Here is a 24,867-nt window from a genome sequence, read left to right on the forward strand (position 1 = left end):
CGCCCTTACTGGCAGGCCTGCTTGCGCACAGGCGGCTCGGCAGCGATTTCACTTTGCAGATCACGCAAAGCCCTGACCATTTCCACAGGGCGGGAGTTAATCAAAAGCAGATAAGCACGCATCGCTTGAACCGGGCGCGAACGACCTTGCTCCCACTGCTTCAGTTGATCGGAGCCAAATCCAAACGTCGAAGCGAAGTCTTTCTGAGACAATCCGGTCTTGGCCCGGATGGCCTTCACGTCGATTTCAGCAGGTACATGAAGCTGGTACGGTTCGGCCTCGCCGCGAGCGATGGCCAACGCTTCGTGCAAGCCCTCCGCGATCTGGTCGAATACCTTCTTGCTCATGCTCTTTCTCCACCTGCGGCTAGCGGTTGGACGCGCCGTGCATAGGCATCCACAATCGCTTCCGTCAGCTTTTTCAGTTTGTTACGTTCGGCTTTCGTCAGGTTCACCACTTGGCTTTTCCCGAAAACCGCAATGAGGAAAACCGGCAACGCATCCCCACTGTAGAATGTGATAGTCCGAACGCCTCCGCTCTTGCCCTTATGGTTGCCACGAATGGAGAAGCGGACCTTCCGACAGCCACCGGTGCCTTCCATCACGTCTCCCGCTTCGGGATTGTCGGCAATGAAGTTGATGAAATCCGCAATGTCGTCATTGGACATTCCGGCCTGGGCGGCCTGCCTACGGAAGGAATGAAGCTCTGACACCGTGTGCATCCTCCGCATAAGTATGTAGATTACGCACCTTGTCAATTCGTAAATGGATGCCGGCAAACTCAGCGGCTCATTGCCGATTATTATGCCGTGAAAGGACAGCGGCGCTCTGAAGAAGCGCAGGCCGGACGGGGTTTTGCCTCAATCTGACGCGAAACGCAGAGAGCGCCGAGGAGGGGTTTCGAAGGTTTTGAGGGTTTGCGATCCGGGCAAATCGGCAAATTCACGCTGGAGGTTCTGTCAGTTTTGTCAGTTCGTCAGGCGGGCGAATTCGCGAAAATTTGGACGCGCATGACGTTCTCTGGATCTCCGGCTAGTCGGTAGACCAGCGGGGTCGTTTCGCCGGCCGTCGCGGGTGGGTAATGTCCCTCATGCCCGATCATCCAGACGGCATGGACAACCATGCGTTCCAGTTGGCGCATCAGCGGCAGGGTATAGGCAACACCCATATCAGCTTCGACAAAGACGCTATCGATACCTTGGTCCGCGATTATGGCGGCTAGGGCTTTGAGTGGACAATCGACGTGCGCGACAACTTCGCCGCCGTTTCCCTCTACGAACCTGATCAAGCTTTCAGCAATCGTCGGATCGTTTTCTACGATCAGTATGCGTCGGTGAAACACCTCAGCGAAAGCAACTCCGAACATATACGTCTGCCGCGCTGATAATTTGCAAAGGCAGAAGGCGCAGATGACGGAATTGTTGCACGGCTGCCGATAGAGATTTGTTCGCTACCGTAAACATTCGGCCGGCGGCGTTCCGTGCGTCGCTAATACGTCGTCGTTTTCGGGGTAGTTAAAGGCTGAACGCCAAGGAGACGATATCGACCATTTGCCTGCGGACCATGCCCCACTGACCAAAATGGCGAGCGTCAATCTGTTCGATGGATAGCTCCGTCACCCCGATGTGTCTCGGGTCTACTTTGATCGCCTGAAAGAGCGTTTGAACAGCGAGGTGAGGCCCCTCCAGGATCTGGCAAACCCGCTCTCCATCCAGCGCCAACACGCCTGTGATGTCATGGCGCTTGTTCGATACTGCCCAGCGCTCGACAGGCTCTTTGAGATTTGATGACGTGAGGCCGACCGATAGCGTTGAGAGGTAGACCAAACGCATCAACGAGGCGTCTTCAACTGGTGGGCTCATCGGCAAGCCTCGCTCCTTGGGGCGGCCATGGCACGTTCAGGATCAACCGCTCACAATTCGGCTGTGGCAACCTTATAACCACGTCAGGATACCTATCAACCGTACCCAGCGCGGCGGACTTGGTGTCGGCTACAGCCTGCCGTTTCTCGTGCCGGCGCTCCCTATTGGCACTAACGGCACTATCGGCACAGCGGCCATCCCAGAATTTGCGGGAGCATATGCAGAGGCTAAGCCGCGTCTTGTTTCACCAACACGTACTCGAACCAGCAATCCGTCCCATCGAGCTTCGCTTGAAGCCCATGCAGCAACTTGTCCTTCAAGTACGAGAACTCTTCGGAAGATAGGGTTTTCGCGCCTTGCTCTAGGAGGCCCTCCAACGGGAGTTCGACCATGAGGCTTCGAACCTCACGAGTGCAGTAGAAGACTTGGACGGAGCGTGAGGCAAGCATGGCGCTCTGTAGCGGTCACGAATGACGGTAAGAAGGCACAAGAATTAGGCGGCCTAACCAGTTCAGTGGCCTTGATGACCGTTGCGACTGGTAGCGGTCAGAACGGGTTGCCTCGGCACTCAACTCAACGCAGACGCCTCAGCTTTTTCAGAACGGTCTCTTCAAGGCGCTCTAACATACCAGTGATTTCGACCGCGCTATCACCAAGTCCTGCGCTCAATTCTCGTTCTACATCTTCCATCAACGCCTCGATCTGGGTCCTCTTGGCGATGCCGTTTTCCGTCAAGACGAGACTGGTTTTCCGGCGGTCTGAAGGGTGTGGAACCCTCTGTATCAGTCCATCTTTAGCCAACCGATCAGCCATCTTCGAGACAGTGGAAGCGCGGACATTCAACGCATCAGCAACGCCGCTAACCCCCAAGGAACCATCAAGAGGCAAAGCGTGAATGAGCTGATCTTGGCCGGCCTCAATGCCGATCTTCTCCAGCTTCGCCACCATGAGCGCTCGGGTGTATTTCGATATCAACAGAAGCTGCCATGTAAGCTCTACGGTCTCAAAGGGCTTCCGGTTGGCGTCGTCGTCCATAGAGGCGGCAGCACCTTTTGAAGGGGTATGGGAGTTCGCCACCCTCATTCGCCCTTCCGCAGCCTGACGCCGGCCCCGCCTGCAACGTTGGAACCGTCGTCTAGGAAGATGACGCCGGCCGCTTCTAGCGCTTCCTGCATATCGGCAAGAGTACGGTCATACGGCACCCGTTTCCCCGCCTCAAAATTCGCGATGGTAGCCTTCGCCACTTTCGCGGCACCGGAGAGCTGATCTTGGGACCAGCTCAATAGCGCGCGAGCAGCGCGGCACTGTGAAGACGAAATAGCCAAATTGATATAACCTTATATCAAAAGTGTTGACTGTGTGTTGGATTAGGGTTATATCAAAAATGTAAGGATGGAGCAACCAGCGGAGCGCTCTCATGCTCAACCGATCCACCATCATGAAAGCAGCTTGGGCCGAATACCGCCGCACCCATCGCGGCGCGTTCTGCCGCAAGACGTTCGCCGCGATCCTGCGTGACCGTTGGTTCGCCGCTCGGCTCGTCGCCAACCGCGCCGGCATCATGATTGCCGCTTGGGCTCGCTACCGCGTCGTTGCCGCCGAGGGCGGTTATGCCCGCTTCGACCGTCGCCTGTTCGCTCGTGTTCTCCGCATGGCATGGATCAATGCCGGCGCCGTGCAGGTGGATGCCGATAGCGCCCACCGCGCCGCTCGTCCCCGCAAGCTGGTTGCGCTCCGCCCGATGACGCCCATGCAGATCGCCTTGGACGCGGTGAAGTACCTGCCGGCGCACATGAGCGCCGCCCGTGCCGAGGCGCAGATCCGCGCCGCCTACGCCGCCTGACATCAACCCGAAGGAGACGCCTATGATCCGCGACCTTGCCGCCTTGGCCTCCATCGGCCTCTTCCTCGCCAGCTTCTACGGCGTGTCCGCGCTCGGCTCTGATGCCGTCCGCACCGCCCGCCTCGACAATGCCGTGACGCTCACCGCCGGCCGCTAACCTGCAACCGAACGTTTCACCCATTTGGGTGAGCCGAACACCGCCAGACCAAAACCAATCCTGAACAAACCGGAGACACCCAATGTCGAAGCATCCGCTTGCGACCGCCGCCGAAGGCTTGCCTACCGTTTCCCGCCGCCGCTTCCTGACGACATCTGCCAGCCTCGGCGCTGCCGTCACCGCTGGAGGTGTGGCCATGATGGCCATGCCTGCCGAGGCTGTGACGCCTCACGACCCGCTCCTGGCCCTGATCCAGCGCTACGAGGCTGAAGAGAAACGCTTCAACGCTACGCATCACGCCACGGAGGAGGATGCCGAAGCGGACATGGAGCATCTGGACGAACTGTTCTTCGAGCTGCGAGACAACCCGCCGGCCGCCACGACAGAAGCCGGCGCGCTCGCGGCCCTCCGTCTCACCAGCAACTACCTGCGCTTCTCGCATGGTGGTTTCGAGCAAGCACTGATTGCCGAAGTCGTGGCCTACTTCGACGGGAGGGCCTGATTATGGCTTCTGTCACCAGCACCGAAAGCGCTGTTTCCGACGCTGAAGCCATGGGCGAGGTTGTGGGCGAGGCTGCGTATTACACCCGCCTTCTGGACTACCTGCTTGCCGACAACTTTGGAACGCGAGAAGGCGGCTTCTATCGGGTTCCCGAGGGCTCTGCGGACCTCATCATGTTCGTGAGCGGCAAGGCTCTGGATGCCGCTCGGCTTTGTGAGGGAAAGCTGTTGGAACTGAACGCGCGCGTTTCGGCGGAGAGCGTCAAATGATCCGCATCGACGCGCAACTCACGCACGACATCGTGGCCGTCTATCGAGGCGGCCTGTACCTGCCTGACATGGTGCCAGTCGTCATTGCTGGACGGGCCTATCTGGCGAACGCCGAAGGGGTCTTGCCGAAGCTGGCGACTATTGGAGTTGATGACCTCGTTCTTGGCTATGCGGCGCTTGGCATCACTTTCCCCCACGCTCCGGGCTTCGCTGGAAGCGTCGCGATCCCGGCTAGCTTCGCGCACCTGCCGTCACGATGGGCCGCACGCGCTGACGAACTCTGGAGCGCCTTCGGTCCACGTCGCCACGCTGAAATTGGGTTTTATGTCCATGATAGCGGGGTACGGGAACTGTATCCGGCGCTCGCTGATCTGGAGGAAATCCAGCGGCACGGTTCCGCGCGGCGCGCTATTCTTGCCCATGCGGCGGTCATGGCATTGCGGGCTTATCGCGACGATCACGCATCGGTTCTCGAATGCCTGCACATCGCCGAACCGAATGCGGACGACAGCGAGATAGCCGAGGCGCTGGAAGCGGCATCCGATAATCTGGCCCGCCATGCAGTCGAAGTGACGACCGGCGTTCGTGTGGAGGTTGCTCGATGACCCCCGCCGCCAGCTTGGAAAACGCCGGCTTCTCCTCTTCGGACGCGGCGGAAGTCCGTGCCATCGTTGCGACCATGCCGACAGAGGAAAAGGACCGCGCGATCCGCTTCCTTTCGAACGCCACGAAAGACCCGACCGTAGAGGCCTTGGCGGAAGCTGCCGCCGCTCTTTCGGTCATGAGCGCAGACGAGAAGTCTCGCCTCCGTCGCCTGACAACCCTACTGTGCGGGGAGGACGCCGGCCAATGATCCCGACCCCGATTGCCGACATGGTGACGCTTGCCGACCGCGCCCGCGTCCTCGCATCCGTTAAGGCCTCTGCCGACTATGGCAGGGACCTTGCCGACCTCGCGGTGCTGATCTTCGGCGCGGTCCTGCCGCCGTCTATTCGGCCCGTCTTCGACGCCACATTCGCCGATGGTCTGCCCGATCTGCTGGACGACTGGCACGGCCTGCCAGAGGAGGAACAGGCTTACCTTGAGAAGGTGGCCACTATGGTCTTTGACCGTCGCCTAGCCCTTCATGCGGCCGGCGGCGCGTACCAGGGAGGGCGCGCATGATCCCCGCCGTTCCCCTCATCCTACGCGGCATTCTTGGCGTCACCGCGCTGCTCGTGGCGATGCTGGTTGGCATCCTTGGCGACACGCTGGACGCCGTTGCGCGCTGGCTCGACACGTTCGCTCACTGGCTTGTGCCAGAAGTCGGAGCGGAGCCGCTGGAGAAGCGGAGGCGCGAGCCATGAGCGTGCATATCCGCTTCGGAGCAAGTGGCAAACTTCGCCGTTTGAAACCTACTCGTCGCCAACTTGGCGAAGAGCGCAATGCAACGGCAAACTTTGCCACTGCATCGTTCACCGATCACCGCATCCGCGCTTCCATCCGTCACGCGCTCGCGGACGAGATTGATCGCCTGTTGAACCTCATCGACGCGCTGGACGATGACCCCGACCTTGAGCCGTCCGGCGATGAGGAACCGTCGCTGGGCTGGCCGAACCCTATGGGCGAGCGCCAAGATACTCATAGGTCGTGCGCCCCGTACCAGTACGCCGGCAACGGCGTAGATGATCGCGAACTAGACGAGGCAGAAAGCCGGCAGGACGATGCTGGCGACAACCGCGAGATGGATGACGACGACGAACATAGCCTCGGCTGGGGAGACTTCCGGGCAACGGAAGGGGCCTTCGACCCTGATCCGCGCTTTAGAAGGTTCATCAGCACTCGGGATGAGTTCGACTTCGACGGCAAACCGGTTGGCGAGGAGCGGGAGGAATGAGGCTTCCCGAGATCCGCAGCGCCTTGTACGTCCTGGCAAGCGACATCGAGGCGAAGGGCATGACGGCCGAAGCCGGCAAGCTGCGAAGTCTCGCAGATGAGACCAAGCGCCGGCCGGCTGTGCGTCGCGCTCCAGCCCGGTCCATGCCCATGACGCCTGCGATAGAGGATCGCATCCGCAATACAGCCCTCGCGCATCCATCATGGTCCATGGAGCGCATAGGCGCATACGTTGGCGTCAGCGGGGGCAGGGTGTCGGAAGTGCTGGCAGGGTTCCGGCGATAGGAAGGCCGTGAGTTCGCTTCCCATGTGCTTCCCAACTGCGATTTATGGGAAGCACCTTCCAGCTTGTGCAGCCTAAGTGCTTGATAAGAATGGTGCCGCTTAGGTGACTTGAACACCTGACCCCATCATTACGAATGATGTGCTCTACCGGCTGAGCTAAAGCGGCCCGTCGCGTTCGGCCTTGGCTCAAAAGCGCGACTGACGGGGCTAATACCAGAACTGGCGGCCGAAGCAAGCGGAACTCGCGCAGTGGATGCCAAAAACCGCGTCTCGCATTTCGCGAGGAGGCATGGACTGGCCCTTTCCACCGGACGAGCCCGGCTTAATTCTGAGGCGTCGTGAACCGCCCGCAACCCGGATGCCGATCTTGCCGAGACAAGCCCTTGCGCTCTCCTTCCTCGCTCTTTCCGGCCTGATCGGAACGGCCTTCGCGCAAGGCTCCGCCGCGCAAGGCTCCGCACCTGCGGGCGAGACTCAGGCCATCGAAGCCGCGTGCGAAGCGGCAAGCTCCGCCGCGCTGGACGACGTGACCGCCACGCGCGATCCGACGGGAACAAAGCGCTACGGCCTCGCCCTCGTATCGGGTGTTCAGAAGGGCACGCGCGACACGCGCTCGGTGATCTGCCTTTACGACCGACAATCGAAGCGCGCCGAGGTCGGCGGCCTTCTCGATCTCGCCAACGCCACGGACGCCGCAGCCGATTTCCCCGTCGGCGCGCAAGTCGCGCCCGGCGGCACGGCGGCGACGCTGATCTATCCGGGATCCGCGACATGCGGGCAGGACTGTCTGGCGCATTGGACGGCGATCTCGGCTGCCGACCAGAACCAGCTTCTGGCGCTTCCCGAGCAGGTTCGCCGAACGCTGGCGGAAACCGCCACGCAGCCGATCACCGATGCGGGTGCGAAGGCTGCAAGAAACGCGGCGGCTTCCGTGGTCGCGGCCGCCGGTGGCCAGCCCGACAAGGATACGGCCGGCGACCTGACGGGCGTTGCCCCCGGCGAGCGGCAATGCACCGTTTATCATTTCGGTCAGGCGGGAGAGCCAGCCAAACAGGTGGCCCGCGACCGCTGCCGCGTCGACCGGCTTTCCGATGGCGGATTGAACCTCGTGCGGCTGAGCGGCGACAACCTGACCTTGCAGTTGCAGCTTCTCGAGAATGGCGTCGCGGTCGCCGGCGGGCGCGACGCGCCGAGTGGTCCGCCGCCCGGCGGCTACGACCTGTCGCGCCCGGTCGATCCGGCCAACACCAATTACGGCAATCTCGTCGGTCTCGGCATCGCGCGGACCGACGGGCGTGTTTATGTCGCCTCGATCGAGCAGCGCCAGTTGGCGGCGCGCGACGCAACCTTCTTCATGATGATCGCGGTGGATGCCGCAAAGGGCAAATGAGCGCACCGCTTGAAGGCATCGCGTTTCGGCGCGACATCGAAACGAGATGACGGACCTCTTTCCCCCGCGCCCTTCCACGCTGCCGCTGTTTCCGACGGACGCGCCGACGCTCGTGCGCGTGATCGACGTGGAAACGGCGGGACGGCGGATCGAGGAGGACGCGGTGATCGAGATCGGCTCGGCCGACCTCGACCTAGCGACGGGACAGATCGGCAACCCGATGCAGACGCTGGTCGATCCGGCGGGCGTGGAGATCGACCCTCATGCACGGCGCGTTCATCACATCTCGGACGAGATGCTCGTCGGCGCGCCGCCGTTCGCGCAAGCCGTGAAGCCCTTCGCGGGCGCGGCCATCTACGCCGCGCAGCGCGCCGAGTTCGATCGCTCGCGCCTGCGCCTGCCCGGCCGCTGGCTGTGCACCTATCGCTTGGCGCTTCGCGCTTTTCCCGGCGTCAGGGCGCATGGCCTGCAGAGCCTCGTGAAATATCTGCCGCTCGATCTTTCCGACGTGCGGGCGGAACTCGAATCCCTGCACCCCCACCGCGCCCTTTACGACGCGCTGTGCACGGCCGTTCTTCTGCGCGAGATTCATCGCACGCTCATGCCGCGCTGCTCCGACATCGCCGATTTTCTGGAGCGGGCAGAGAAGGTCTCGGCCGAGCCCGCGCTTCTCACGAAGCTCCGTTTCGGCAAGTACAAGGGCATCCCGATCGGCGAGGTGCCGCCCGATTATCTCGAATGGCTGGTGAAGGAGCCGGGCATGGATGCCGACGCGGTGTTCACCGCGCGCCATCATCTTGATCGCATCGAAATCCGGGGCGTGCGCGCGGCGCCCATGCTGCCGGTTCTGTGAAGCGGGGTCTGGCGTGAAGCGCTTCGCCGAACTTCTCGACCGTCTCGTGCTGACGCCCTCGCGCAACGGCAAGCTGAAGCTGATGGGGGATTATTTCCGCGCGGTGCCGGACCCCGAGCGCGGCTATGCGCTGGCCGCCATCACGGACGGTCTCGATATCCGCTCGGTCAAGCCCGCCATGCTGCGCGCCCTGATGGCGAGCCGCATGGACGAGGTCCTGTTCAACTATTCCTACGATTATGTCGGCGATCTCGCCGAAGCCATCGCCCTCGTCTGGCCCTCGCCCCACGACGGGGAACGGCGCGGCCGCAACGACCTGCCGACGCTGGCCGAGATCGTCGAGACGCTCGACCGCGCCTCGCGGCTCGAAGGGCCGAAGCTCGTGGAGGAATGGCTCGACCGTCTCGATTCGTCGGGCCGCTACGCCCTGTTGAAGCTCGTCACCGGCTCCATGCGCATCGGCGTTTCGTCGCGTCTTGCCAAGCAGGCGCTCGCCGATTTCGGGGGAAAGGACATCGCCGAGATCGAGGAACTCTGGCATGGCCTCAACGCCCCTTATCTCGATCTCTTCGCCTGGCTGTCGGGCAACAGTGAGAAGCCGGTTTCGGCGGCTGCCAGCCCGTTCCGCCCGGTGATGCTGTCGCAGCCTCTGGAAAAGCCGGACTACGACCGCATCAGCCCCCAAGATTACGCCGCCGAATGGAAGTGGGACGGCATCCGCGTCCAGGCGACCTGCGAGCGCGGGGTGGCGCGGCTTTATTCGCGCTCGGGCGACGACATCTCGCGCGCCTTCCCGGACCTTCTGGAACATATGCGCTTCGAGGGTTCGCTCGACGGCGAGCTTTTGGTGGCGCGGCCGGCGGGTGAGGGCGAGCCGCTGGTCGAACCCCATCGCGGTCCCCCGCGCGACGACATCGTGGTCGGCACCTTCTCCGACCTCCAGCAGCGCCTCAACCGCAAGAGCGTATCAGTGGCGGTGATCCGCCAACATCCGGTGTTCCTGCGAACCTACGACCTTCTGCAGGACGGCACGGAGGACCTCCGCCCCTTGCCCTTCATCGAGCGGCGCAAAAGGCTCGACCGCTTCGTGGAAGGTTTAGACGCCACGCGCTTCGACGTATCGCCCTTCGTGCCCTTCGAGAATTTCGAGGATCTGGCCAAGCTTCGCGCCGCCCCGCCCCATGCCGTGATCGAGGGGCTGATGCTGAAGCGCTGGGACAGTTCCTACGTGCCCGGCCGTCCCAAGGGGCCGTGGTTCAAGTGGAAGCAGGACCCGCACGTGATCGACGCGGTTCTGATGTACGCCCAGCGCGGCCACGGCAAGCGGTCGAGCTTTTATTCGGACTACACCTTCGGCGTCTGGTCGGGGCCTGCCGACGACCCGGTGCTGGTGCCCGTCGGCAAGGCCTATTTCGGCTTCACCGACGAGGAGCTGAAGCAGCTCGACAAATATATCCGCGACAACACGATCGGCCGCTTCGGGCCGGTGCGCTCGGTGCGGGCCGAGCCCGACCACGGTCTGGTGATCGAGGTCGCCTTCGAGGGGCTGCAGCGCTCCACCCGGCACAAGTCGGGCGTCGCGATGCGCTTTCCCCGCGTGTCGCGCCTTCGCTGGGACAAGCCGGCCAACGAAGCGGACCGCATCGAAACGCTGGAAGCGATGCTCTCGGCCTGAACGCCACCCCTCAAAGTTTTGAAGGCTTGCGGGGCGGCGGCTCCGTGCCTACCTCGGTTCGTAAGTATAGTCGCGGACAAGGACGCTCATGAACGGTCGGATGTCGGATTTTCTCGGCGGTTCTCCGCTCGGCGTGCTTGTCCGGCTCGTCGTCATTTCGCTGATCGTCGGATTCGTCCTGTCCTGGCTCGGCTGGAGCCCGCGCGAGATCCTGTTCTGGCTGGAAGACTCGGTGCGCAACATCTGGTGGACCCTGTTCGGCTCCTTCGATCGCGCGATGGACTACTTCCTTCTCGGCGCGGCGATCGTCTTCCCGCTCTTCATCATCTCGCGCCTCCTGAAACTCGGCCGGCGCTGACGGGCGTTCAGCCGAATTCCTTCGCCACGCGGTGGAGGATGGTGTGGCGGCGGGCGAGCGCGTCGATGTCGCGCGAATAGCCCCCGCCGATGACGCCGGCGACGGGCACGTTCCGGTCGCGGAAGAAGCCGATCACCCGCCGGTCGCGCTCGGCAAGGCCCTGGTCCGTGAGATCCAGGCGGCCGAGCCGGTCGTCGCGATGCGGATCGACGCCGGCATTGAAGAACACGATGTCCGGCCGCGCTTCGGCATAGGCGCGTTCCAGGGCCGGCTTCACGACCGCCAGATAGGCCTCGTCGCCGAGCCCGTCGGGAAGGGCGATGTCGATGTCGGAGGGCGGCTTCACGTCGGGATAGTTCAGCGCCGCGTGGATCGACAGCGTGAAGACGCGCGTCGAGCCGGCGAAGATGCGCGCTGTGCCGTCGCCTTGGTGGACGTCGCAATCGAACACGAGAACGCGGCCCACCTCGCCCTCGGCCAGAAGCACGCAGGCCCCGACCGCGACGTCGTTGAAGACGGAAAAGCCCGCGCCCCCTTCGCGGCTGGCATGATGGCTGCCGCCGGCCGTGTTGCAGGCGAGCCCGCCTTGCAGCGCGAGGCGGCCGGCCAGCACCGTGCCGGCGGTGGCGCAGCGCGAGCGCATGGCGACGCGCGCGTCGACGGGGTAGCCGATGGCTCTTTCCGTTTCCCGCGAAACGGTCTGCGTCAGCACCGCTTCCACATAGGCGTGCGAATGGGCGAGCGTCAGCCAGCCTTCGGGCGCGGGTTCAGGCACCGCGAAGCCTTCCCCGCCGACCACGCCGTCCTCCACCAGGATTTCGGCGATGCGCGAGAACTTGCGCATTGGAAAGCGGTGCTTCTCGTCGAAAAGCGCGTCGAAGGCGGGATGGTGGACGATGGGAGGGGGCACCGGGCAGCCCGCTTCAACCGGGACCGGCGGACAGGATCGCGTCGGTGCGCCGGCAGCGCATTTCCGAAACGTGGCGGATGCCGTTGAGGTCCATGTGCTGGCTGATATCGGCGAGAATGCGCGTCGGCAGCGTCCAGCCGCCATAAACGAGGCCCGTATACATCTGGAGAAGGTCGGCGCCCGCCTCGATCTTCTCGATGGCGCGCGCCGCGTTGTCGATGCCCCCGACGCCGATCAGCGCGAAGTCCGGCCCGAGCGCGCGGCGGAAGGCGGCGAGCACATAGGTCGAGCGGCGGAACAAGGGACGCCCGGACAGCCCGCCCGCTTCGTCGCGATGGGGAAGGTCGGTGCGAAGGCCCTCGCGGCGGATCGTGGTGTTGGAAACGATCAGTCCGTCGACGCCGTGGTCGGAAACGGCATGCGCGATGGACGCGATGTCGTCCCGCTCCAGATCCGGCGCGACCTTCACGAAAACGGGCTTTCGCGGCGTCGCGGTCATGGCGGCATAACCGTTGCGGGCCGCCATCACGGCGTCGAGCAGGCGATCCAGGTCCTCGCCCGATTGCAGCTTGCGCAGGCCGGGCGTGTTGGGCGAGGAGATGTTGACGGTGAGATAGCTCGCCACCGGCTCGAAGCGGCTGATGCCGGCGACGTAGTCGGCGACGCGGTCGGCCGAATCCTTGTTGGCCCCGATATTGACGCCGACGATCCCAGGCTTGCGGCGGCGCGCGTCCAGCCGCTCATAGGCGTCGGCATGGCCCTCGTTGTTGAAGCCGAGCCGGTTGATCAGCGCGCCTTCCTCCGGCAGCCGGAACACGCGCGGGATCGGGTTGCCCCTTTGCGGCTGAGGCGTCAGCGTGCCGACCTCGGCGAAGCCGAAGCCGAGGCGCAAGACCGCGTCCGGCACTTCCGCGTCCTTGTCGTAGCCCGCCGCCAGACCCAGCGGATTGGGAAAGGCGATTCCCGCGACGGAAACGCGAAGGCGGCTGTCGATCGGCACGTCGATGCGCGGCACGAGGCCGTTCTTCAACGCCTGGATCGACAGGCGATGGGCCTTTTCGGGCGCGAGCCTGAAGAGGAGCGGGCGGGCGAGGGAATAAGCGCGGCTCATGTGATGTCGCTGGGAAACTCGTGGAGCCCCTGGGGGCTCAGCGGCAGGGGACGGACGGACAGAACGGCGGAGACGGGCAAGGGCGCGTAGAGATGCGGGAAAAGATCACCGCCCCGCGAGGGTTCCCATTTCAAGGCGTCCCCGAGCGGCATCGGATCGACCGCCACGAGAAGGAGGTCGTCCATGCCGGCAAAATGCCGCCTTGCGGTCTCCTTGGCCTGTGACGCCGTCGAAAAATGAATGAAGCCGTCGGCGATATCCACCGGGGCGCCACGGAGCGCGCCTGTGCGCTCGGCCTCCTGCCAAAGCGGGGCGGGAAGGATCTTGTAGATGGGATCGCTCATGGGTTCCTGCGGTGCCAGAGCGGCGCGGCGGCGTCAATCGAGCGCGGCGGCCCGATTGTCGCCGTCGTCGTCGCGCTAGATAGGAGAACTCGAAATCCTCGTCGGAGCGATCTGCCCATGCGCATCCACGGCCTTCTTCTTCTCGCCCTTGCCGCCGCCACGCCCGCCGGCGCCCAGAGCCTTCTGCCCGAGCGGACTTCGCCCGGTCGCTACGAGCTTCAACCGATCGATGGCGGCGTCGCCCGGCTCGATACGCTGACCGGCGAGATCACCCTTTGCAAAGCCGAGGACGGGAGCCTTCGCTGCAGCCCCGCCGAGGAAAAGGATGAACCGAGCTATTCTTCCCGCCAAAGCGACGATGACGAGCCGCGCGGCTACGAGCGGCGGCGCGACGACAGAGAAGACGAGGACGAGAAGTCCGAGAAGGCGGAGCGCAAGGACGATGCCGAGTTCGACAAGGCGCTTTCGCGCATGAAGCGCGCTCTTCGCGCCTTCGGCGAAGCGGCCCGCGAGTTCGATCAGGACAAGAAGGGCGACGATCGGGGAAGCGAGGAACGGATGCCCGACCGGACCTGAACCGACGGATAAGGGGCCAAGACCCGGCGGTGACGCATTGCCGAGCGTTTCGCGGCATGGCAATCCCATGGTGCATCGCCGCTCCGCGCGGCGGCCCCATTTTCCGTTCCATTCCGCCGAGAGGCCGATGCAGTTCATCGAAACCCTGTCGATCCGCACCAAGCCGCGGTCGATGCTCGACATCTCCTCCGCCGTTCAGGATCGGCTGGTCGCCTTCGAAAGCGGCGACGGGCTTCTGACGGCCTTCATCCGCCACACCTCCGCATCCCTGACGATCCAAGAGAATGCCGATCCGGACGTCCGGGCCGATCTTCTGGACGCCCTGGATCGCCTCGCGCCGGCCGGCCCCATCTACCGCCATTCGGTGGAAGGGCCGGACGACATGCCGGCCCATATCAAGACGGTCCTGACGCAGACCAGCATCGCCATCCCCGTGCTTCATGGCCGCCTGATGCTGGGGACGTGGCAGGGGCTTTATGTCGTGGAGCATCGAAGCCGCCCCCATACCCGCGAGGTGCTTCTGCATTTTTCGGGAACCCGCGCACCCCAGCCTGGTCGCCCCTATCCGGTTCCGAGCCGAGACTGAACCCGTCAGCCGTTGCCGAGAACCGTCAGTCGCCTATTCCTTGTCCGAACTGTTGTGCACTGAGACGGGGAAGCTCGATGCTGAAGGAATTCAAGGAATTCGCCCTGAAGGGCAACATGGTCGATCTGGCGATCGGCATCATCATCGGCGCGGCCTTTTCCGGCCTCGTCCAATCCCTGGTGCAGGACATCATCATGCCGGTCGTCGGCCTCCTGACGGGCGGCTTCGATTTCACCAACCTCTTCTATCCGCTGTCGGGCAACGTCACCGCGCCCTCGCTCACCGGCGCGCGCGAACAGGGCGCGGTTCTGGCCTATGGCAACTTCATCACCCTCGCGATCAACTTCCTGATCGTCGCCTTCGTCCTGTTCCTGGTGGTGAAGGGCATGAACCGCCTGAAGCGCAAGGAAGAAGCCAAGCCCGACGCTGTCAAGGAAGTGCCGGCGCAAGAAAAGCTTCTCGGCGAGATCCGCGATCTTCTGGCCACCGGCCGCGCCGTGTCCCCGGTGCCACCGGCCACCCCAACGCCCGGCCGCAGCCCGGTTTAACTGTTGACGGCGGGGACATAACGAGCGAGTTGCGGCGGTCCGAAATCCACGAGGTCCCGCCGCTCATGAATCCCCTCGACCGGCTGCATGCGCGGGCGTCGCAGGCGCCCGAAAGCGGCATCGTCGCCGTGATGAACTATGGCCGCACGCTCGACGGCGTCATTCCCCTTTGGGCCGGCGAAGGCGATCTCGCGACGCCGCGCTTCATCAGCGACGCGGCGGCCGCGAGCCTTCAGGCCGGCGAAACCTTTTATACATGGCAGCGCGGAATCCCCGAGCTTCGCCAGGCGCTCGCGCGCTACACGGAAAATGTCTACGGCCGGCCTTCCAGCTATGACCGCTTCTTCGTCACGGGATCGGGCATGCAGGCGATCCAGATCGTCGTCGCGGCACTCGCCGGCGAAGGCGACGAGGTGGCCTTCATCGGTCCGGCCTGGCCGAATTTCGCGGCGGCCGTCGGCGTCGCCGGCGGGGTGGCGCGCGAAGTGACGCTGGACTGGACGGAGGCCGGCTGGGATCTCGATCTCGACAAGCTGCGCGCCGCGATTTCCCCTCGCACCCGCGCCCTGTTCGTCAACACGCCGTCGAACCCGACCGGCTGGACGGCCTCGACGGAGGTTCTGCGCGAGATTCTCGGCATCGTGCGCGAAGCCGGCATCACGCTGATCGCCGATGAGATCTACAGCCGCTTCCATTATGCCGGAGGCCGCGCGCCATCCTTCCACGACGTGATGGAAGAGGACGAGGCGATCTTCTTCGTCAATTCCTTCTCCAAGAACTGGGCGATGACCGGTTGGCGCGTCGGCTGGATCGAGGCCCCGCCGGCCTTCGGCCCGGTGATCGAGAACCTCATCCAGTATTCCACCTCCGGCGTCGCGGCCTTCATGCAGCGCGGCGCGGTGGCGGCCTTGGAGGAAGGGGAGGAGTTCGTGTCGTCGCAGGTGGAACGTGCCCATCAAGCGCGCGACATCTTCTGTAAGGCCCTCATTGAGACGAACCGCGTGTCGCTCGTGCCGCCGAACGGGGCGTTCTACGCCTTTTTCGCGATCGACGGGGTGGAAGACTCGATGCGCACGGCCTTCCGCCTTCTGGACGAAACGCGCCTGGGCCTCGCGCCCGGAACGGCTTTCGGCGCTTCGGCCCCGCGTTTCCTGCGAGCCTGCTTCCACCGCCGTCTCGATCAGGTCGAGGAAGCGGCGGGCCGTTTGTCGGACTGGATAGGCAAGCTCTGAAGGAAGGCGGCGTCAGCCGCCGGCCTGCGACACCAGAAGGGGACGGGCGCGGGTCGCTTCGTCCTTCTTGGACAGCGACTCGGCCGTGCCGAAAGGAATGCCGAGAGCTTCCCAGGTTTCCACCAGCGCGTCCCGCAGCTTTTCCACCAGCGCGTCGTCGTGAAGCGGCGTCGGCGTGATGCGCAGGCGCTCGGTGCCGCGCGGCACCGTCGGATAGTTGATCGGCTGGATATAGATGCCGTGGCGCTCCAGAAGCCGGTCGCTCGCCTTCTTGCAAAGATCGGGATCGCCGACCAGAAGCGGCACGATATGCGTCGGCGACGGCATCACCGGCAGGTCGGCGCCGGCAAGAACCGCTTTGGCGCGCGCCGCCTGACGCTGCTGCGCTTGGCGCTCCGCGCCGCTTTCCTTCAGATGCCGGATGGACGCCGTGGCCGCGGCCGCCAGCGCCGGGGGCAGGGCGGTGGTGAAGATGAAGCCCGGCGCATAGGAGCGTACGGCGTCGATCACGGCGCGCGAGCCGGCGATGTAGCCGCCCAGAACGCCGAAGGCTTTGGCGAGCGTGCCCTCGATCACGTCGATGCGATGCGCGACGCCATCGCGCTCCGAGATGCCGCCGCCGCGCTTGCCGTACATTCCGACCGCGTGGACCTCGTCGATATAGGTCATGGTGTTGTAGCGCTCCGCCAGATCGAGGATCGCCTCGATCGGCGCGATGTCGCCGTCCATCGAATAAACGCTCTCGAAGACGATCAGCTTCGCCCGCTCGGGGCCGGCCGCCTTCAGAAGCTCTTCCAGATGGCCGACGTCGTTGTGCCGGAAGATCTGCTTGTGCGCGCCGGACTTTCGGACGCCCTCGATCATGGAAGCGTGGTTCAATTCGTCCGACAGGATCAGGCAGTCGGGCAGGAGCTTGGCGATGGTGGAGATCGAGGCCTCGTTCGACACGAAGCCGGAGGTGAAGACCAGGGCGGCTTCCTTGCCGTGAAGGTCGGCGAGCTCGGTTTCGAGTTCCACCAGCGGATGGTTGGTGCCGGAAATGTTGCGCGTGCCGCCGGCGCCCGAGCCCATGGCGGTGACCGCGTCGCGCATCGCGCCGACGACGTTTCCATGCTGGCCCATGCCGAGATAATCGTTGGAACACCAGACGGTTATTTCGCTGGCTACGCCGTTTCTGCGCCAGATCGCCTGTGGAAAGCGGCCCGCGATACGCTCAAGGTCCGCGAAAACACGATAACGCCTTTCCGCGTGCAGAGCTTCGATGGCAGACTCGAAGTGACTCTGGTAGTCGGTCATGCTGAACTCCTGTCGAGAAGGGTTCTAAAGTCCCGGCAAGGCCATGTCCATGAGGCGCTTATGCAATGCTCGCATGGGTGCCGACCCCTTCGCGCAACGAAAAAAAGAGATACGGCAGGCATGAGCGTACTTGTGACGGGCGGCGCCGGTTATATCGGCAGCCACATGGTGCTGGGCCTCGTGGATCGCGGCGAGGACGTCGTGGTTCTCGACAACTTCACCACCGGCTTCGACTGGCTGATCTCGCCGGCCGCGACCGTGGTGCAGGGCGACGTCGCCGACGGCGCGCTTCTCGACCGGCTGGTGACGGAGCACGGGGTGGACGCGATCGTGCATTTCGCCGGCTCCATCGTGGTGCCCGATTCGGTGAAGGACCCGCTCGGTTATTACGGCAACAACACCGCCAAGACGCGCGACCTGATCGAATCGGCCGTGCGCAACAAGGTGCCGAACTTCATCTTCTCCTCTACCGCCGCCGTTTACGGCGAAGCGGGGAAGAAGCCGGTTTCGGAGGACAGCCCGCTGAAACCCCTGTCCCCCTACGGCCGCTCCAAGCTGATGAGCGAAATGATGCTGGAGGATGCCGCCGCCGCCCATCCGCTTTCCTATGCGGCGCTCCGCTACTTCAACGTCGCGGGGGCCGATCCGCAGGGCCGCTCCGGCCAGTCCACAAAGGGCGCGACCCATCTCATCAAGGTCGCCAACGAGGTCGTGGTCGGCAAGCGCGCCCATATCGAGGTGTTCGGTACGGATTACGCGACGCCGGACGGCACCTGCGTCCGCGACTACATCCACGTCACCGACCTCATCGGCGCGCATCTGGCAGCCCTCGACCATCTGCGGGGTGGGCACGGCAACCTCGTCGCCAATGTCGGCTACAGCCGCGGCTTCTCCGTGCGCGAGGTGCTCGATGTGGTGCGGCGCGTGTCCGGCAATGATTTCGAGATCCGCGAAAGCGGGCGCCGCCTCGGCGACAGCCCGAGCGTCGTGGCCGATTCCACCAAGCTGCGGCAAACGGTCGGCTGGGTGCCCCGGCATGACGACCTTTCCGAGATCGTCACCCATGCGCTGGATTGGGAAAAGCGCCTTCTGAAGCGCAATGCCGAATAAGGCTCATTCCTCATCGGGGGCGGGCTCGGCGGCAGGCGAGCCCTCGGTCTCGTCGGCCGGGCGCTGCCGGCGGGCGCGGGCCTGGTCCTTGCGCCGCTTCAGATTCTCTCGCAGCGTTTCCTCCAGCCTTTGGCGGCGCGCGTCGGCCTTGTCCGATCGCTCGCCGCTCATGGCCGGCTCCCGCTGAAAAGGGCAGCGCATGTCGCTTCTGGCCAAGCGTGTTTTCGATATCCTGGCGAGCCTTTTCGGGCTCCTCGTTCTCGGCTGGGCAATTCTGCTTCTCGCGCTTCTGGTCAGGCGGGATTCGCCCGGTCCCGGCATTTTTCGACAGGAGCGCGTCGGGCGCAACCGCCTTCCCTTCACCTGCCTGAAGCTGCGCACCATGGGCGCCGACACGCGCTCGGCCGCCACGCACGACACGCCGGCGGCGGCGGTGACGCCGCTCGGCGGCCGGCTTCGGCGCGTGAAGGTGGACGAGCTTCCGCAGCTTTGGAACGTCCTGAAAGGCGAGATGAGCCTTGTCGGACCGCGCCCCTGCCTGCCGATCCAGAAGGATGTCATCGACGCGCGGGAAAGGCTCGGGGTTCATCGCGCGCGGCCGGGCATCACGGGGCTGGCGCAGGTGCAGGGTGTCGATATGTCTGAGCCCGAACGGCTGGCGGAAGTCGACGCGCGCTATGTGGAAACGCGCTCCTTCTTCGGGGATCTCGCCATCATCCTGCAAACGCTGACCGGCAGCGGGCAGGGGGACCATGTCGCCCGCTGACGCGAGCCTCGCCGCCGCCGCCTCGTTCCGCGTCGTCACCTGGAACGTCCATGGGGGCGTCGGGCGCGACGGCCGCTGCGATCTGGAACGGGTCGCTGAAGCGCTTCTCGCGCTTCGCCCGGATGTCGCGGCGCTTCAGGAGATCGACGGGCGCACGCATCTCGGCCGCCGACCCCGCGCTTTCGAGCGCATCGCCGAGGCGCTCGGCGGCCATGTGGTGGAAGCGCGCACCACCGGGCGGGGCGACAAGGCCTATGGGCATCTTCTGTGGAGCGCCCGGCCGTTCGCACGCGCCGCAGTGCTGCGCCTGCCGGGCGGCCGCCTGGAGCCGCGCGCGGTGATCGACGCCGAAACGCCAACCCCGGCCGGTCTCATGCGCATCCTCGCCAGCCATTTCAGCCTCGGGGCGGCGGACAGGCGCAGCCAAGCGGCTTATGTGGCCGAGCGTTGCGCGGGAACCGACAGGCCGACGATCGCGCTCGGCGACTTCAACGACTGGCGTCTCGACAAGGGGCCGGTTCACGGCGCGCTCGGGGCCGTTCTGCCGGAGCTTGCCACCCTGCGCACGTTTCCGGCACGGCGGCCGATGTTTCGCCTCGACCGGATCTACGCGTCGCGCGCGCTCCACCTGCACGGCGTCGATGTCGGACGGGAGGCCGGAGCGTTGTCCGACCACCTTCCCCTCGTCGCCGATTTTCGCGTCAATCCGCTTTTCGAGGCGCCTTGATCGCGTCCACCAGTTCGTCGTCGTCGAAGGGCTTCAGGAACACCCGCTCCGCCCCCCAGACCTCGGCGAGCGAGCTCATGGTCTCGATGCTGAGGCGCGGGCCTCCGCCGGTGATGCCGAAGATGCGCATCTCGGGCCGGGTTCCCCGAATCTCCTTCAGGAGGCGCAGGCCATCCATTTCCGGCATCCACATATCGGTCACCAGAACGTCGAAGGGCCGCTCACCGAGGAGAGCCAGGGCCTCGTTTCCGTTCGCGGCGCTTTCCACCGCGAAGCCCGCGTCGGAAAGCGCGATGGCGAGCGATTCGCGCACCATCGGCATGTCATCCACGACCAGAACCGTCGGCTTGTTGTCCGAACTCGCCATTATCGTCCTCTCGGGAGGGAAACAGGATGGTGAACGTCGTGCCCAGACCCGGCGACGAGTCGATCGTGATCCATCCGCCGTAGTCCTGCACGATCTTCTGCACGACATAAAGGCCGACGCCGGTTCCGCGACCATCGGTTTTCGTCGTGAAGAAGGGCTGCATGGCGCGCCGCCGGACGGTTTCGTCCATGCCCGCGCCGTCGTCGGCCACCGTCAAACGCCCGCCTTCATCGACGCGCGATAAAGCGATGGACACGGTGCCCTTGCCATCCATCGCGTGAACGGCGTTGGACAGGAGGTTGCCGACGACCTGAAGGATATCGCCGACCTTCACGGTCGGACTCGCCACGTCTTCGGTCACGACATCGATGCGCACGCTTGCCGGCAGGGCAGGGCGAACCGCCTCGACGCCGTATTCCACCGCCAGCGACAAGGGGCGCCGCACGTCCTTCCAGCGCTGGTCGCGGGTGGAGTGAAGGAGTTCCGAGACGACCTTGGCCGCTTGGCGGCTGGACATGTCGATCAGTTCCATCAGGCGCATGGATTCGGGATCGGCGGTCTGCGCGAAGCGGTTGCGCAGGCGCTTGGTGAGATTGACGATCGGGTGGATCAGGTTGTTGATCTCGTGCGCGACGCTGCCGACGAGCTGGCCGAGCGCCAGCATCTGCTGTTCCACGACCCGGCGGCTTTCGCGCTCCGTTTCCTCCGTGACGTCGCGGATGACGCCGCGATAAACGGCCTCGCCGGCATATCCGCCCGGATCGCCGATCGCGCGGCCGCTGAGCGAGATCCAGACGTCGCTGCCCTCGTTCTCGATGCGGATGCGCCGGCCGTCGAGCGGCAGCCGGTCGGCGATGGTTTCGCGAATCGGCCGCACGTAATCGGCCGAGGAATGTTGCGCGAGACGATCCAGAAGGAGGTCGCCGAGGGCCAAGCGCACCGGATCGGCGATCCGGCCCGACAGGAAAGTCAGGCGGCCTTCGGGATCGACCTCCCAGAAACCGTCCGTGCCGATTTCCGCAAAGCCGCGAAAGCGCTCGGCATTGTGCCGCACCTGCGCCAGAAGCGCGTGTTCGCGCTGGCGGATGTCGAGCGAAGCGATGGCGGCGAAGATCGCGTTGGTGGCGCAAAGGCCGAACAGCACCCCGTCGGAAAAAACGAGGTTGTCGGAAAAGGCCGGGGCGATGGCGTGCGCCTCACGGCTGGCGATCATCGGCACGAGAGCGGGCGCCCAGGAAAGCGCGAAAACCGCGACGCGCGAAACCGTCCGCCGCGCGGCCAGCGCGCATAAGGTGACGAGGACGAGAACGGTCGCCGGTTTGAAGACGCCGTGGAGAAAGCGCAGCGCGTCCGGCGAAAGGAGGCTGACGAGAGCCAGAAGGAGAAGCACGGCGACGAAGCCGCGCACGAGCCGCGAAACAACCACGCCGTCGCGCCCGCTGCGCAGGAAATGCGCGGCAAAGCCGACGAGCGCGCCTTGGAGCGCGAAGCTGCTCGCGAAGGCCAGCGCGATCGAGGACTCCACCGCACCCGGCACGAACTGCGTTTCATAGGCCGAGCTTCGCGTCAGGATGTGGACGAGTTCGGCCGCCAGAACCGCCGCGAACCAGAGCGTGGTGCGATTGCGCAGCGTCGCGCCCTGGGCCAAGCTGTAAAGGAGCACCGCGACGAGGATGCCGATCGCAATGGAAAGCGACGTGGTTTCGTTGTTGTAGCTTCCGAAGAAGCTCTGGAAGTCGGTGATCCAGATGTTGCGGCCGAGCGGCTCGCTCGGGAAAACGCGCAGGAAAAGCTCGGCCTGCAAGGCGTCCGGCTCGAGGCCGACCAGCGGATAACGATAACCGTTGCCGTCGAGCCGCCGGCTGTCCTGCCAGTCCCAGGCGCGCTGGGTGACCGTTGTGCCGTCGTCGATGAAGAGATCGACGTGCCGGACCCACGGCTCCTTCACCACGAGGGCGAAGGGACGCATCCATCCCCCGGCGATCAGCGCCTCGGCGTCCAGCGGCGAGAGTTTCAGCCAAACGGCGCCGCCGTCCGGCACGCGCACGGGCTCGGCCGCGCTCCAGGCCTGGAACTCGCGCCCGCGCACGTCCTCGAAGGGAAGGGTGCCGGAAGGGTCGGCCAGCACGAAAGCCCTGTCGCTCAGCTTCAGGGCGTTGTCCTGCGAGCGGACGGAACATCCGCTGAGCGCCGTTGCGGTGATGATCAGCAGAAGGGCGACGAAGGCTCTCGCTGCAGTGCTCATCGCGCGTCAGTCGGCATCCGTGTCCGGCATGGTGGCGCGAATCGCCGTTTCCAGCCCGATGGCCAGCCCCTCACGCTCGGAGGACCCAAGTGATTCGAAGGCCCGCGCGATGGCGTGCAGCGGATCGCCGGTGAGAAGGGCGCGCCCTTTTTCGGTGAGATCGAGCTGTTCGGCGCGCCCGCGCCCGATCGTGCCCGCCTTCACGAGGAGCCCCTTGGAGATCAGGGTTCGCACCGTGCGCGCCACGGCGCCCGAAGCAAGTCCTTGAAACCGCGCCAGATCGATGGCCGTTCGAAGCTGCGGGTTCGCCGTCTGGAGATAGCGCAACGCCGCCCACTGGGCGGGAAACAGATCAGCAGCATAGCCCTGGCTGTGAATGCGGCGGGCGGCCTGTTCGAGAAGGCCGGCGAGCGCTGCGGCGGAGATGGCGTCTTTGTTCAAGCGGTCGTCACTAAGCACTGTCTCCCAACCCGCCTCGCATCCCGCTTTCGAGACGCCGACGACGGTGCCAGATTAGTACTTCGCCGCGTAAGGGCAAGAAGGGTTGTTGAAAGGAAGGCGTCTATTGTTTGGGAAGTCAAGAAAACCGCAACGAGACGGTTGCCAGTTTCCCTCCGCCGGCTGACATTGGATTGTCATGTGACGATGCTAGCGCCGCATCCGCCATACGGCTGCGCCGTTTTCCGTCGCCGGTCGGGCGATGTTCCCAGGGGGTCTTGAGATGAGCCATATTCTTCGGCGTGCCGCATCGGCGATCGCGATCGGCGCGTTCGCCGCCAATGTCATGGGCGCGAGCGTGGCCTCGGCGCAGTCCATGGACGAGCTGATCGCCGCGGCCAAGAAGGAAGGCCAGCTCACCACCATCGCGCTGCCGCACGACTGGTGCGGCTACGGCGCGCTTTTGGAAGGCTTCAAGGCCATGTACGGCATCCAGATCAACGAGCTGAACCCCGATGCCGGTTCGGGCGACGAGATCGAGGCGATCAAGGCCAACAAGGACAACAAGGGCCCGCAGGCCCCCGACGTGATCGATGTCGGCCTGTCCTTCGGACCTTCCGCCAAGGCCGACGGCCTGATCCAGCCCTACAAGGTTTCCACCTGGGACGAGATCCCGGCTGATGCCAAGGACCCCGAGGGCTACTGGTACGGCGATTACTACGGCGTCCTGGCCTTCCAGGTGAACAAGGACATCGTGAAGGAGATGCCGACCGACTGGGCCGATCTCCTGAAGCCCGAATACGCCAACTCGGTGGCTCTGGCCGGCGATCCGCGCACCTCGAACCAGGCGATCCAGGCGGTCTACGCGGCGGGTCTGGCCGAGGCCGGCGGCGACGCTGCGAAAGCCGGCGAAGCGGGCCTCGACTTCTTCGGCAAGCTCAACAAGGCCGGCAACTTCGTGCCGGTGATCGGCAAGGCCGCGTCCATCGCGCAAGGCGCGACCCCGATCCTGATCCGCTGGGACTACAACGCCCTGTCCGACCGCGACACGCTGGCCGGCAACCCGGAAACGGAAGTGGTCGTGCCGAAGAACGGCGTCGTGGCCGGCGTCTACGTGCAGGCGATCAGCGCCTACGCGCCCCATCCCAACGCCGCCAAGCTGTGGATGGAGTATCTCTATTCCGACGAGGGCCAGATCGGCTGGCTGAAGGGCTATTGCCACCCGATCCGCTTCAATGCGATGTCGAAGGCAGGCAAGATTCCGGCCGATCTTCTCGCCAAGCTCCCCGAGGCGTCCGCCTATGAGAAGGCGGTCTTCCCGACGATCGAGCAGCAGAACACGGCCAAGGCCAAGATCACCGCCGACTGGGACAAGGTCGTCGGCGCGAACGTTCAGTAAGGCTCTTGGGAGGGGGAGGCGGCATGAGCGATGAAATGACGCCTTTCCCGACCGTTCGAGGAGCGGCCGATGTCCTTCGAGGCTGAGGCCGCGCCCGGCGCGGTTCTGCACGATCCCTTAAGTTCCGCGACGGGCGCTGTCGCG

General features: G+C 64.7%; 34 protein-coding genes, 1 tRNA gene and 1 pseudogene. 21 read left to right on the forward strand and 15 right to left on the reverse strand.

Annotated elements, in window-relative coordinates; translation table 11 throughout:
* Positions 1–5 precede the first annotated feature (5 nt).
* The 6 genes and pseudogenes from F9929_RS02280 to F9929_RS24790 form a co-directional block, all read right to left on the reverse strand.
* Entirely contained in the window at positions 6–347 is a 342-nt protein-coding gene (locus tag F9929_RS02280; RefSeq protein WP_152044899.1) for a helix-turn-helix domain-containing protein, read from the reverse strand.
* A complete protein-coding gene (locus F9929_RS02285; RefSeq protein ID WP_152044900.1) occupies positions 344–721 on the reverse strand; it encodes a type II toxin-antitoxin system RelE/ParE family toxin in 378 nt (125 codons plus the stop codon). The genes F9929_RS02280 and F9929_RS02285 overlap by 4 nt, the downstream gene beginning before the upstream one ends.
* Before the next feature lie 254 nt (positions 722–975).
* The gene (locus tag F9929_RS02290; RefSeq protein WP_152044901.1) at positions 976–1,365 is read right to left on the reverse strand and encodes an ANTAR domain-containing protein; all 390 of its coding nucleotides are present in this window, start codon (positions 1,363–1,365) and stop codon (positions 976–978) included.
* A 148-nt stretch (positions 1,366–1,513) separates the two neighbouring features.
* On the reverse strand, positions 1,514–1,861 hold the full coding sequence (locus tag F9929_RS02295) for a BLUF domain-containing protein (RefSeq protein WP_152044902.1): 348 nt from the start codon (positions 1,859–1,861) through the stop codon (positions 1,514–1,516).
* A 573-nt stretch (positions 1,862–2,434) separates the two neighbouring features.
* Positions 2,435–2,944: a MarR family winged helix-turn-helix transcriptional regulator gene (locus F9929_RS02300; RefSeq protein WP_152044903.1), complete on the reverse strand. Its 510-nt coding sequence runs from the start codon at positions 2,942–2,944 to the stop codon at positions 2,435–2,437.
* Positions 2,945–2,949: 5 nt separating this feature from the next.
* Positions 2,950–3,186, reverse strand: a pseudogene (locus F9929_RS24790) (helix-turn-helix domain-containing protein); the annotation flags it as partial.
* A gap of 92 nt (positions 3,187–3,278) precedes the next feature.
* Here F9929_RS24790 and F9929_RS02310 point away from each other — a divergent pair.
* From F9929_RS02310 to F9929_RS02345, 9 genes are all read left to right on the forward strand, one after another.
* Positions 3,279–3,704 carry a hypothetical protein gene (locus tag F9929_RS02310; protein WP_152044905.1) on the forward strand — a complete coding sequence of 142 codons (426 nt, stop codon included), beginning with the start codon at positions 3,279–3,281 and terminating at the stop codon, positions 3,702–3,704.
* A 22-nt stretch (positions 3,705–3,726) separates the two neighbouring features.
* Positions 3,727–3,861 carry a hypothetical protein gene (locus F9929_RS24630; protein WP_268915620.1) on the forward strand — a complete coding sequence of 45 codons (135 nt, stop codon included), beginning with the start codon at positions 3,727–3,729 and terminating at the stop codon, positions 3,859–3,861.
* An 82-nt stretch (positions 3,862–3,943) separates the two neighbouring features.
* Positions 3,944–4,363, forward strand: coding sequence for a twin-arginine translocation signal domain-containing protein (locus F9929_RS02315; protein ID WP_152044906.1), 420 nt, complete (start codon positions 3,944–3,946; stop codon positions 4,361–4,363).
* Positions 4,364–4,365: 2 nt separating this feature from the next.
* The gene (locus F9929_RS02320; protein ID WP_152044907.1) at positions 4,366–4,632 is read left to right on the forward strand and encodes a hypothetical protein; all 267 of its coding nucleotides are present in this window, start codon (positions 4,366–4,368) and stop codon (positions 4,630–4,632) included.
* Positions 4,629–5,237, forward strand: coding sequence for a hypothetical protein (locus tag F9929_RS02325; protein WP_152044908.1), 609 nt, complete (start codon positions 4,629–4,631; stop codon positions 5,235–5,237). Before F9929_RS02320 ends, F9929_RS02325 begins: the two co-directional genes overlap by 4 nt.
* Positions 5,234–5,485, forward strand: a complete 252-nt coding sequence (locus F9929_RS02330; protein ID WP_152044909.1) for a hypothetical protein — start codon at positions 5,234–5,236, stop codon at positions 5,483–5,485. Before F9929_RS02325 ends, F9929_RS02330 begins: the two co-directional genes overlap by 4 nt.
* Complete coding sequence (locus F9929_RS02335; protein ID WP_152044910.1) at positions 5,482–5,796, forward strand: hypothetical protein; 315 nt, start codon at positions 5,482–5,484, stop codon at positions 5,794–5,796. The genes F9929_RS02330 and F9929_RS02335 overlap by 4 nt, the downstream gene beginning before the upstream one ends.
* Positions 5,793–5,978: a hypothetical protein gene (locus F9929_RS02340; protein WP_152044911.1), complete on the forward strand. Its 186-nt coding sequence runs from the start codon at positions 5,793–5,795 to the stop codon at positions 5,976–5,978. The genes F9929_RS02335 and F9929_RS02340 overlap by 4 nt, the downstream gene beginning before the upstream one ends.
* Positions 5,975–6,508 (forward strand): hypothetical protein, encoded by a 534-nt coding sequence (locus F9929_RS02345; RefSeq protein WP_152044912.1) that lies wholly within the window; start codon positions 5,975–5,977, stop codon positions 6,506–6,508. Before F9929_RS02340 ends, F9929_RS02345 begins: the two co-directional genes overlap by 4 nt.
* Before the next feature lie 374 nt (positions 6,509–6,882).
* Here F9929_RS02345 and F9929_RS02350 read toward each other — a convergent pair.
* Positions 6,883–6,958, reverse strand: a tRNA-Thr gene (locus tag F9929_RS02350).
* Between the two features lie 201 nt (positions 6,959–7,159).
* On the opposite strand from F9929_RS02350, the gene F9929_RS02355 reads away from it, so the two are divergent.
* The 4 genes from F9929_RS02355 to F9929_RS02370 all read left to right on the forward strand — a co-directional run bounded on the left by F9929_RS02355 (position 7,160) and on the right by F9929_RS02370 (position 11,068).
* Positions 7,160–8,182 (forward strand): hypothetical protein, encoded by a 1,023-nt coding sequence (locus F9929_RS02355; RefSeq protein WP_152044913.1) that lies wholly within the window; start codon positions 7,160–7,162, stop codon positions 8,180–8,182.
* 46 nt (positions 8,183–8,228) lie between these two features.
* Complete coding sequence (locus F9929_RS02360; protein ID WP_152044914.1) at positions 8,229–9,035, forward strand: exonuclease domain-containing protein; 807 nt, start codon at positions 8,229–8,231, stop codon at positions 9,033–9,035.
* Between the two features lie 13 nt (positions 9,036–9,048).
* Entirely contained in the window at positions 9,049–10,710 is a 1,662-nt protein-coding gene (locus F9929_RS02365; protein ID WP_152044915.1) for a cisplatin damage response ATP-dependent DNA ligase, read from the forward strand.
* A 100-nt stretch (positions 10,711–10,810) separates the two neighbouring features.
* Entirely contained in the window at positions 10,811–11,068 is a 258-nt protein-coding gene (locus F9929_RS02370; RefSeq protein WP_152044916.1) for a DUF6460 domain-containing protein, read from the forward strand.
* A 7-nt stretch (positions 11,069–11,075) separates the two neighbouring features.
* On the opposite strand, the gene F9929_RS02375 is transcribed toward F9929_RS02370, so the two are convergent.
* The 3 genes from F9929_RS02375 to F9929_RS02385 are packed head-to-tail and all read right to left on the reverse strand — an operon-like array spanning position 11,076 to position 13,433.
* The gene (locus tag F9929_RS02375) at positions 11,076–11,978 is read right to left on the reverse strand and encodes a histone deacetylase family protein (protein WP_152044917.1); all 903 of its coding nucleotides are present in this window, start codon (positions 11,976–11,978) and stop codon (positions 11,076–11,078) included.
* A gap of 13 nt (positions 11,979–11,991) precedes the next feature.
* On the reverse strand, positions 11,992–13,089 hold the full coding sequence (locus F9929_RS02380) for a quinone-dependent dihydroorotate dehydrogenase (protein ID WP_152044918.1): 1,098 nt from the start codon (positions 13,087–13,089) through the stop codon (positions 11,992–11,994).
* Positions 13,086–13,433, reverse strand: coding sequence for a DUF952 domain-containing protein (locus F9929_RS02385; RefSeq protein WP_152044919.1), 348 nt, complete (start codon positions 13,431–13,433; stop codon positions 13,086–13,088). The genes F9929_RS02380 and F9929_RS02385 overlap by 4 nt, the downstream gene beginning before the upstream one ends.
* Positions 13,434–13,550: 117 nt before the next feature.
* On the opposite strand from F9929_RS02385, the gene F9929_RS02390 reads away from it, so the two are divergent.
* From F9929_RS02390 to F9929_RS02405, 4 genes are all read left to right on the forward strand, one after another.
* Positions 13,551–14,009, forward strand: coding sequence for a hypothetical protein (locus F9929_RS02390; protein ID WP_152044920.1), 459 nt, complete (start codon positions 13,551–13,553; stop codon positions 14,007–14,009).
* A gap of 127 nt (positions 14,010–14,136) precedes the next feature.
* On the forward strand, positions 14,137–14,595 hold the full coding sequence (locus F9929_RS02395; protein WP_152044921.1) for a secondary thiamine-phosphate synthase enzyme YjbQ: 459 nt from the start codon (positions 14,137–14,139) through the stop codon (positions 14,593–14,595).
* Between the two features lie 77 nt (positions 14,596–14,672).
* On the forward strand, positions 14,673–15,143 hold the full coding sequence (mscL, locus tag F9929_RS02400) for a large conductance mechanosensitive channel protein MscL (RefSeq protein ID WP_152044922.1): 471 nt from the start codon (positions 14,673–14,675) through the stop codon (positions 15,141–15,143).
* 65 nt (positions 15,144–15,208) lie between these two features.
* Positions 15,209–16,375 carry a pyridoxal phosphate-dependent aminotransferase gene (locus F9929_RS02405; RefSeq protein ID WP_152044923.1) on the forward strand — a complete coding sequence of 389 codons (1,167 nt, stop codon included), beginning with the start codon at positions 15,209–15,211 and terminating at the stop codon, positions 16,373–16,375.
* A 12-nt stretch (positions 16,376–16,387) separates the two neighbouring features.
* Here the strand turns inward: F9929_RS02405 and hemA are convergent, their stop codons facing one another.
* Positions 16,388–17,671 (reverse strand): 5-aminolevulinate synthase, encoded by a 1,284-nt coding sequence (gene hemA / locus F9929_RS02410; protein ID WP_152044924.1) that lies wholly within the window; start codon positions 17,669–17,671, stop codon positions 16,388–16,390.
* Positions 17,672–17,791: 120 nt separating this feature from the next.
* Here hemA and galE point away from each other — a divergent pair, with 120 nt between their 5' ends.
* Positions 17,792–18,781 carry a UDP-glucose 4-epimerase GalE gene (gene galE, locus F9929_RS02415; protein ID WP_152044925.1) on the forward strand — a complete coding sequence of 330 codons (990 nt, stop codon included), beginning with the start codon at positions 17,792–17,794 and terminating at the stop codon, positions 18,779–18,781.
* A gap of 3 nt (positions 18,782–18,784) precedes the next feature.
* Here galE and F9929_RS02420 read toward each other — a convergent pair whose 3' ends face one another.
* Entirely contained in the window at positions 18,785–18,952 is a 168-nt protein-coding gene (locus F9929_RS02420) for a hypothetical protein (RefSeq protein WP_235918952.1), read from the reverse strand.
* A gap of 28 nt (positions 18,953–18,980) precedes the next feature.
* On the opposite strand from F9929_RS02420, the gene F9929_RS02425 reads away from it, so the two are divergent.
* Both F9929_RS02425 and F9929_RS02430 read left to right on the forward strand, forming a co-directional pair.
* On the forward strand, positions 18,981–19,547 hold the full coding sequence (locus F9929_RS02425; RefSeq protein ID WP_152044927.1) for a sugar transferase: 567 nt from the start codon (positions 18,981–18,983) through the stop codon (positions 19,545–19,547).
* On the forward strand, positions 19,534–20,274 hold the full coding sequence (locus tag F9929_RS02430) for an endonuclease/exonuclease/phosphatase family protein (protein ID WP_152044928.1): 741 nt from the start codon (positions 19,534–19,536) through the stop codon (positions 20,272–20,274). Before F9929_RS02425 ends, F9929_RS02430 begins: the two co-directional genes overlap by 14 nt.
* Here the strand turns inward: F9929_RS02430 and F9929_RS02435 are convergent.
* Genes F9929_RS02435 through F9929_RS02445 form a run of 3 tightly spaced genes read right to left on the reverse strand, consistent with a single transcriptional unit; the run spans position 20,249 to position 23,327 of the window.
* Entirely contained in the window at positions 20,249–20,641 is a 393-nt protein-coding gene (locus F9929_RS02435; RefSeq protein ID WP_193227576.1) for a response regulator, read from the reverse strand. The genes F9929_RS02430 and F9929_RS02435 overlap by 26 nt on opposite strands.
* The gene (locus tag F9929_RS02440; protein WP_152044930.1) at positions 20,598–22,886 is read right to left on the reverse strand and encodes an ATP-binding protein; all 2,289 of its coding nucleotides are present in this window, start codon (positions 22,884–22,886) and stop codon (positions 20,598–20,600) included. The genes F9929_RS02435 and F9929_RS02440 overlap by 44 nt, the downstream gene beginning before the upstream one ends.
* Positions 22,887–22,892: 6 nt before the next feature.
* A complete protein-coding gene (locus F9929_RS02445; RefSeq protein ID WP_193227577.1) occupies positions 22,893–23,327 on the reverse strand; it encodes a MarR family winged helix-turn-helix transcriptional regulator in 435 nt (144 codons plus the stop codon).
* A gap of 343 nt (positions 23,328–23,670) precedes the next feature.
* Here F9929_RS02445 and F9929_RS02450 point away from each other — a divergent pair, with 343 nt between their 5' ends.
* Positions 23,671–24,723, forward strand: coding sequence for an ABC transporter substrate-binding protein (locus tag F9929_RS02450; RefSeq protein WP_152045204.1), 1,053 nt, complete (start codon positions 23,671–23,673; stop codon positions 24,721–24,723).
* The last annotated feature ends 144 nt before the right edge of the window (positions 24,724–24,867 follow it).

This window comes from Aureimonas psammosilenae, assembly GCF_009176975.1.
Lineage (GTDB): Bacteria > Pseudomonadota > Alphaproteobacteria > Rhizobiales > Rhizobiaceae > Plantimonas > Plantimonas psammosilenae.

What these genes read in the sequence shown, in the direction of transcription:
- F9929_RS02315 (WP_152044906.1), top strand. Translation starts at nt 3,944, where the DNA reads ATGTCGAAGCATCCGCTTGCGACCGCCGCCGAAGGCTTGCCTACCGTT.
- F9929_RS02325 (WP_152044908.1), top strand. Translation starts at nt 4,629, where the DNA reads ATGATCCGCATCGACGCGCAACTCACGCACGACATCGTGGCCGTCTAT.
- F9929_RS02335 (WP_152044910.1), top strand. Translation starts at nt 5,482, where the DNA reads ATGATCCCGACCCCGATTGCCGACATGGTGACGCTTGCCGACCGCGCC.
- F9929_RS02370 (WP_152044916.1), top strand. Translation starts at nt 10,811, where the DNA reads ATGTCGGATTTTCTCGGCGGTTCTCCGCTCGGCGTGCTTGTCCGGCTC.
- F9929_RS02440 (WP_152044930.1), bottom strand. Translation starts at nt 22,886, where the DNA reads ATGAGCACTGCAGCGAGAGCCTTCGTCGCCCTTCTGCTGATCATCACC.
- F9929_RS02380 (WP_152044918.1), bottom strand. Translation starts at nt 13,089, where the DNA reads ATGAGCCGCGCTTATTCCCTCGCCCGCCCGCTCCTCTTCAGGCTCGCG.
- mscL (WP_152044922.1), top strand. Translation starts at nt 14,673, where the DNA reads ATGCTGAAGGAATTCAAGGAATTCGCCCTGAAGGGCAACATGGTCGAT.
- F9929_RS02420 (WP_235918952.1), bottom strand. Translation starts at nt 18,952, where the DNA reads ATGAGCGGCGAGCGATCGGACAAGGCCGACGCGCGCCGCCAAAGGCTG.
- F9929_RS02430 (WP_152044928.1), top strand. Translation starts at nt 19,534, where the DNA reads ATGTCGCCCGCTGACGCGAGCCTCGCCGCCGCCGCCTCGTTCCGCGTC.
- F9929_RS02385 (WP_152044919.1), bottom strand. Translation starts at nt 13,433, where the DNA reads ATGAGCGATCCCATCTACAAGATCCTTCCCGCCCCGCTTTGGCAGGAG.
- F9929_RS02285 (WP_152044900.1), bottom strand. Translation starts at nt 721, where the DNA reads ATGCACACGGTGTCAGAGCTTCATTCCTTCCGTAGGCAGGCCGCCCAG.
- F9929_RS02280 (WP_152044899.1), bottom strand. Translation starts at nt 347, where the DNA reads ATGAGCAAGAAGGTATTCGACCAGATCGCGGAGGGCTTGCACGAAGCG.
- F9929_RS02345 (WP_152044912.1), top strand. Translation starts at nt 5,975, where the DNA reads ATGAGCGTGCATATCCGCTTCGGAGCAAGTGGCAAACTTCGCCGTTTG.
- hemA (WP_152044924.1), bottom strand. Translation starts at nt 17,671, where the DNA reads ATGACCGACTACCAGAGTCACTTCGAGTCTGCCATCGAAGCTCTGCAC.
- F9929_RS02450 (WP_152045204.1), top strand. Translation starts at nt 23,671, where the DNA reads ATGGGCGCGAGCGTGGCCTCGGCGCAGTCCATGGACGAGCTGATCGCC.
- F9929_RS02395 (WP_152044921.1), top strand. Translation starts at nt 14,137, where the DNA reads ATGCAGTTCATCGAAACCCTGTCGATCCGCACCAAGCCGCGGTCGATG.
- F9929_RS02300 (WP_152044903.1), bottom strand. Translation starts at nt 2,944, where the DNA reads ATGAGGGTGGCGAACTCCCATACCCCTTCAAAAGGTGCTGCCGCCTCT.
- F9929_RS02290 (WP_152044901.1), bottom strand. Translation starts at nt 1,365, where the DNA reads ATGTTCGGAGTTGCTTTCGCTGAGGTGTTTCACCGACGCATACTGATC.
- F9929_RS02425 (WP_152044927.1), top strand. Translation starts at nt 18,981, where the DNA reads ATGTCGCTTCTGGCCAAGCGTGTTTTCGATATCCTGGCGAGCCTTTTC.
- F9929_RS02435 (WP_193227576.1), bottom strand. Translation starts at nt 20,641, where the DNA reads ATGGCGAGTTCGGACAACAAGCCGACGGTTCTGGTCGTGGATGACATG.
- F9929_RS24630 (WP_268915620.1), top strand. Translation starts at nt 3,727, where the DNA reads ATGATCCGCGACCTTGCCGCCTTGGCCTCCATCGGCCTCTTCCTCGCC.
- F9929_RS02330 (WP_152044909.1), top strand. Translation starts at nt 5,234, where the DNA reads ATGACCCCCGCCGCCAGCTTGGAAAACGCCGGCTTCTCCTCTTCGGAC.
- F9929_RS02340 (WP_152044911.1), top strand. Translation starts at nt 5,793, where the DNA reads ATGATCCCCGCCGTTCCCCTCATCCTACGCGGCATTCTTGGCGTCACC.
- galE (WP_152044925.1), top strand. Translation starts at nt 17,792, where the DNA reads ATGAGCGTACTTGTGACGGGCGGCGCCGGTTATATCGGCAGCCACATG.
- F9929_RS02295 (WP_152044902.1), bottom strand. Translation starts at nt 1,861, where the DNA reads ATGAGCCCACCAGTTGAAGACGCCTCGTTGATGCGTTTGGTCTACCTC.
- F9929_RS02360 (WP_152044914.1), top strand. Translation starts at nt 8,229, where the DNA reads ATGACGGACCTCTTTCCCCCGCGCCCTTCCACGCTGCCGCTGTTTCCG.
- F9929_RS02405 (WP_152044923.1), top strand. Translation starts at nt 15,209, where the DNA reads ATGAATCCCCTCGACCGGCTGCATGCGCGGGCGTCGCAGGCGCCCGAA.
- F9929_RS02390 (WP_152044920.1), top strand. Translation starts at nt 13,551, where the DNA reads ATGCGCATCCACGGCCTTCTTCTTCTCGCCCTTGCCGCCGCCACGCCC.
- F9929_RS02310 (WP_152044905.1), top strand. Translation starts at nt 3,279, where the DNA reads ATGCTCAACCGATCCACCATCATGAAAGCAGCTTGGGCCGAATACCGC.
- F9929_RS02320 (WP_152044907.1), top strand. Translation starts at nt 4,366, where the DNA reads ATGGCTTCTGTCACCAGCACCGAAAGCGCTGTTTCCGACGCTGAAGCC.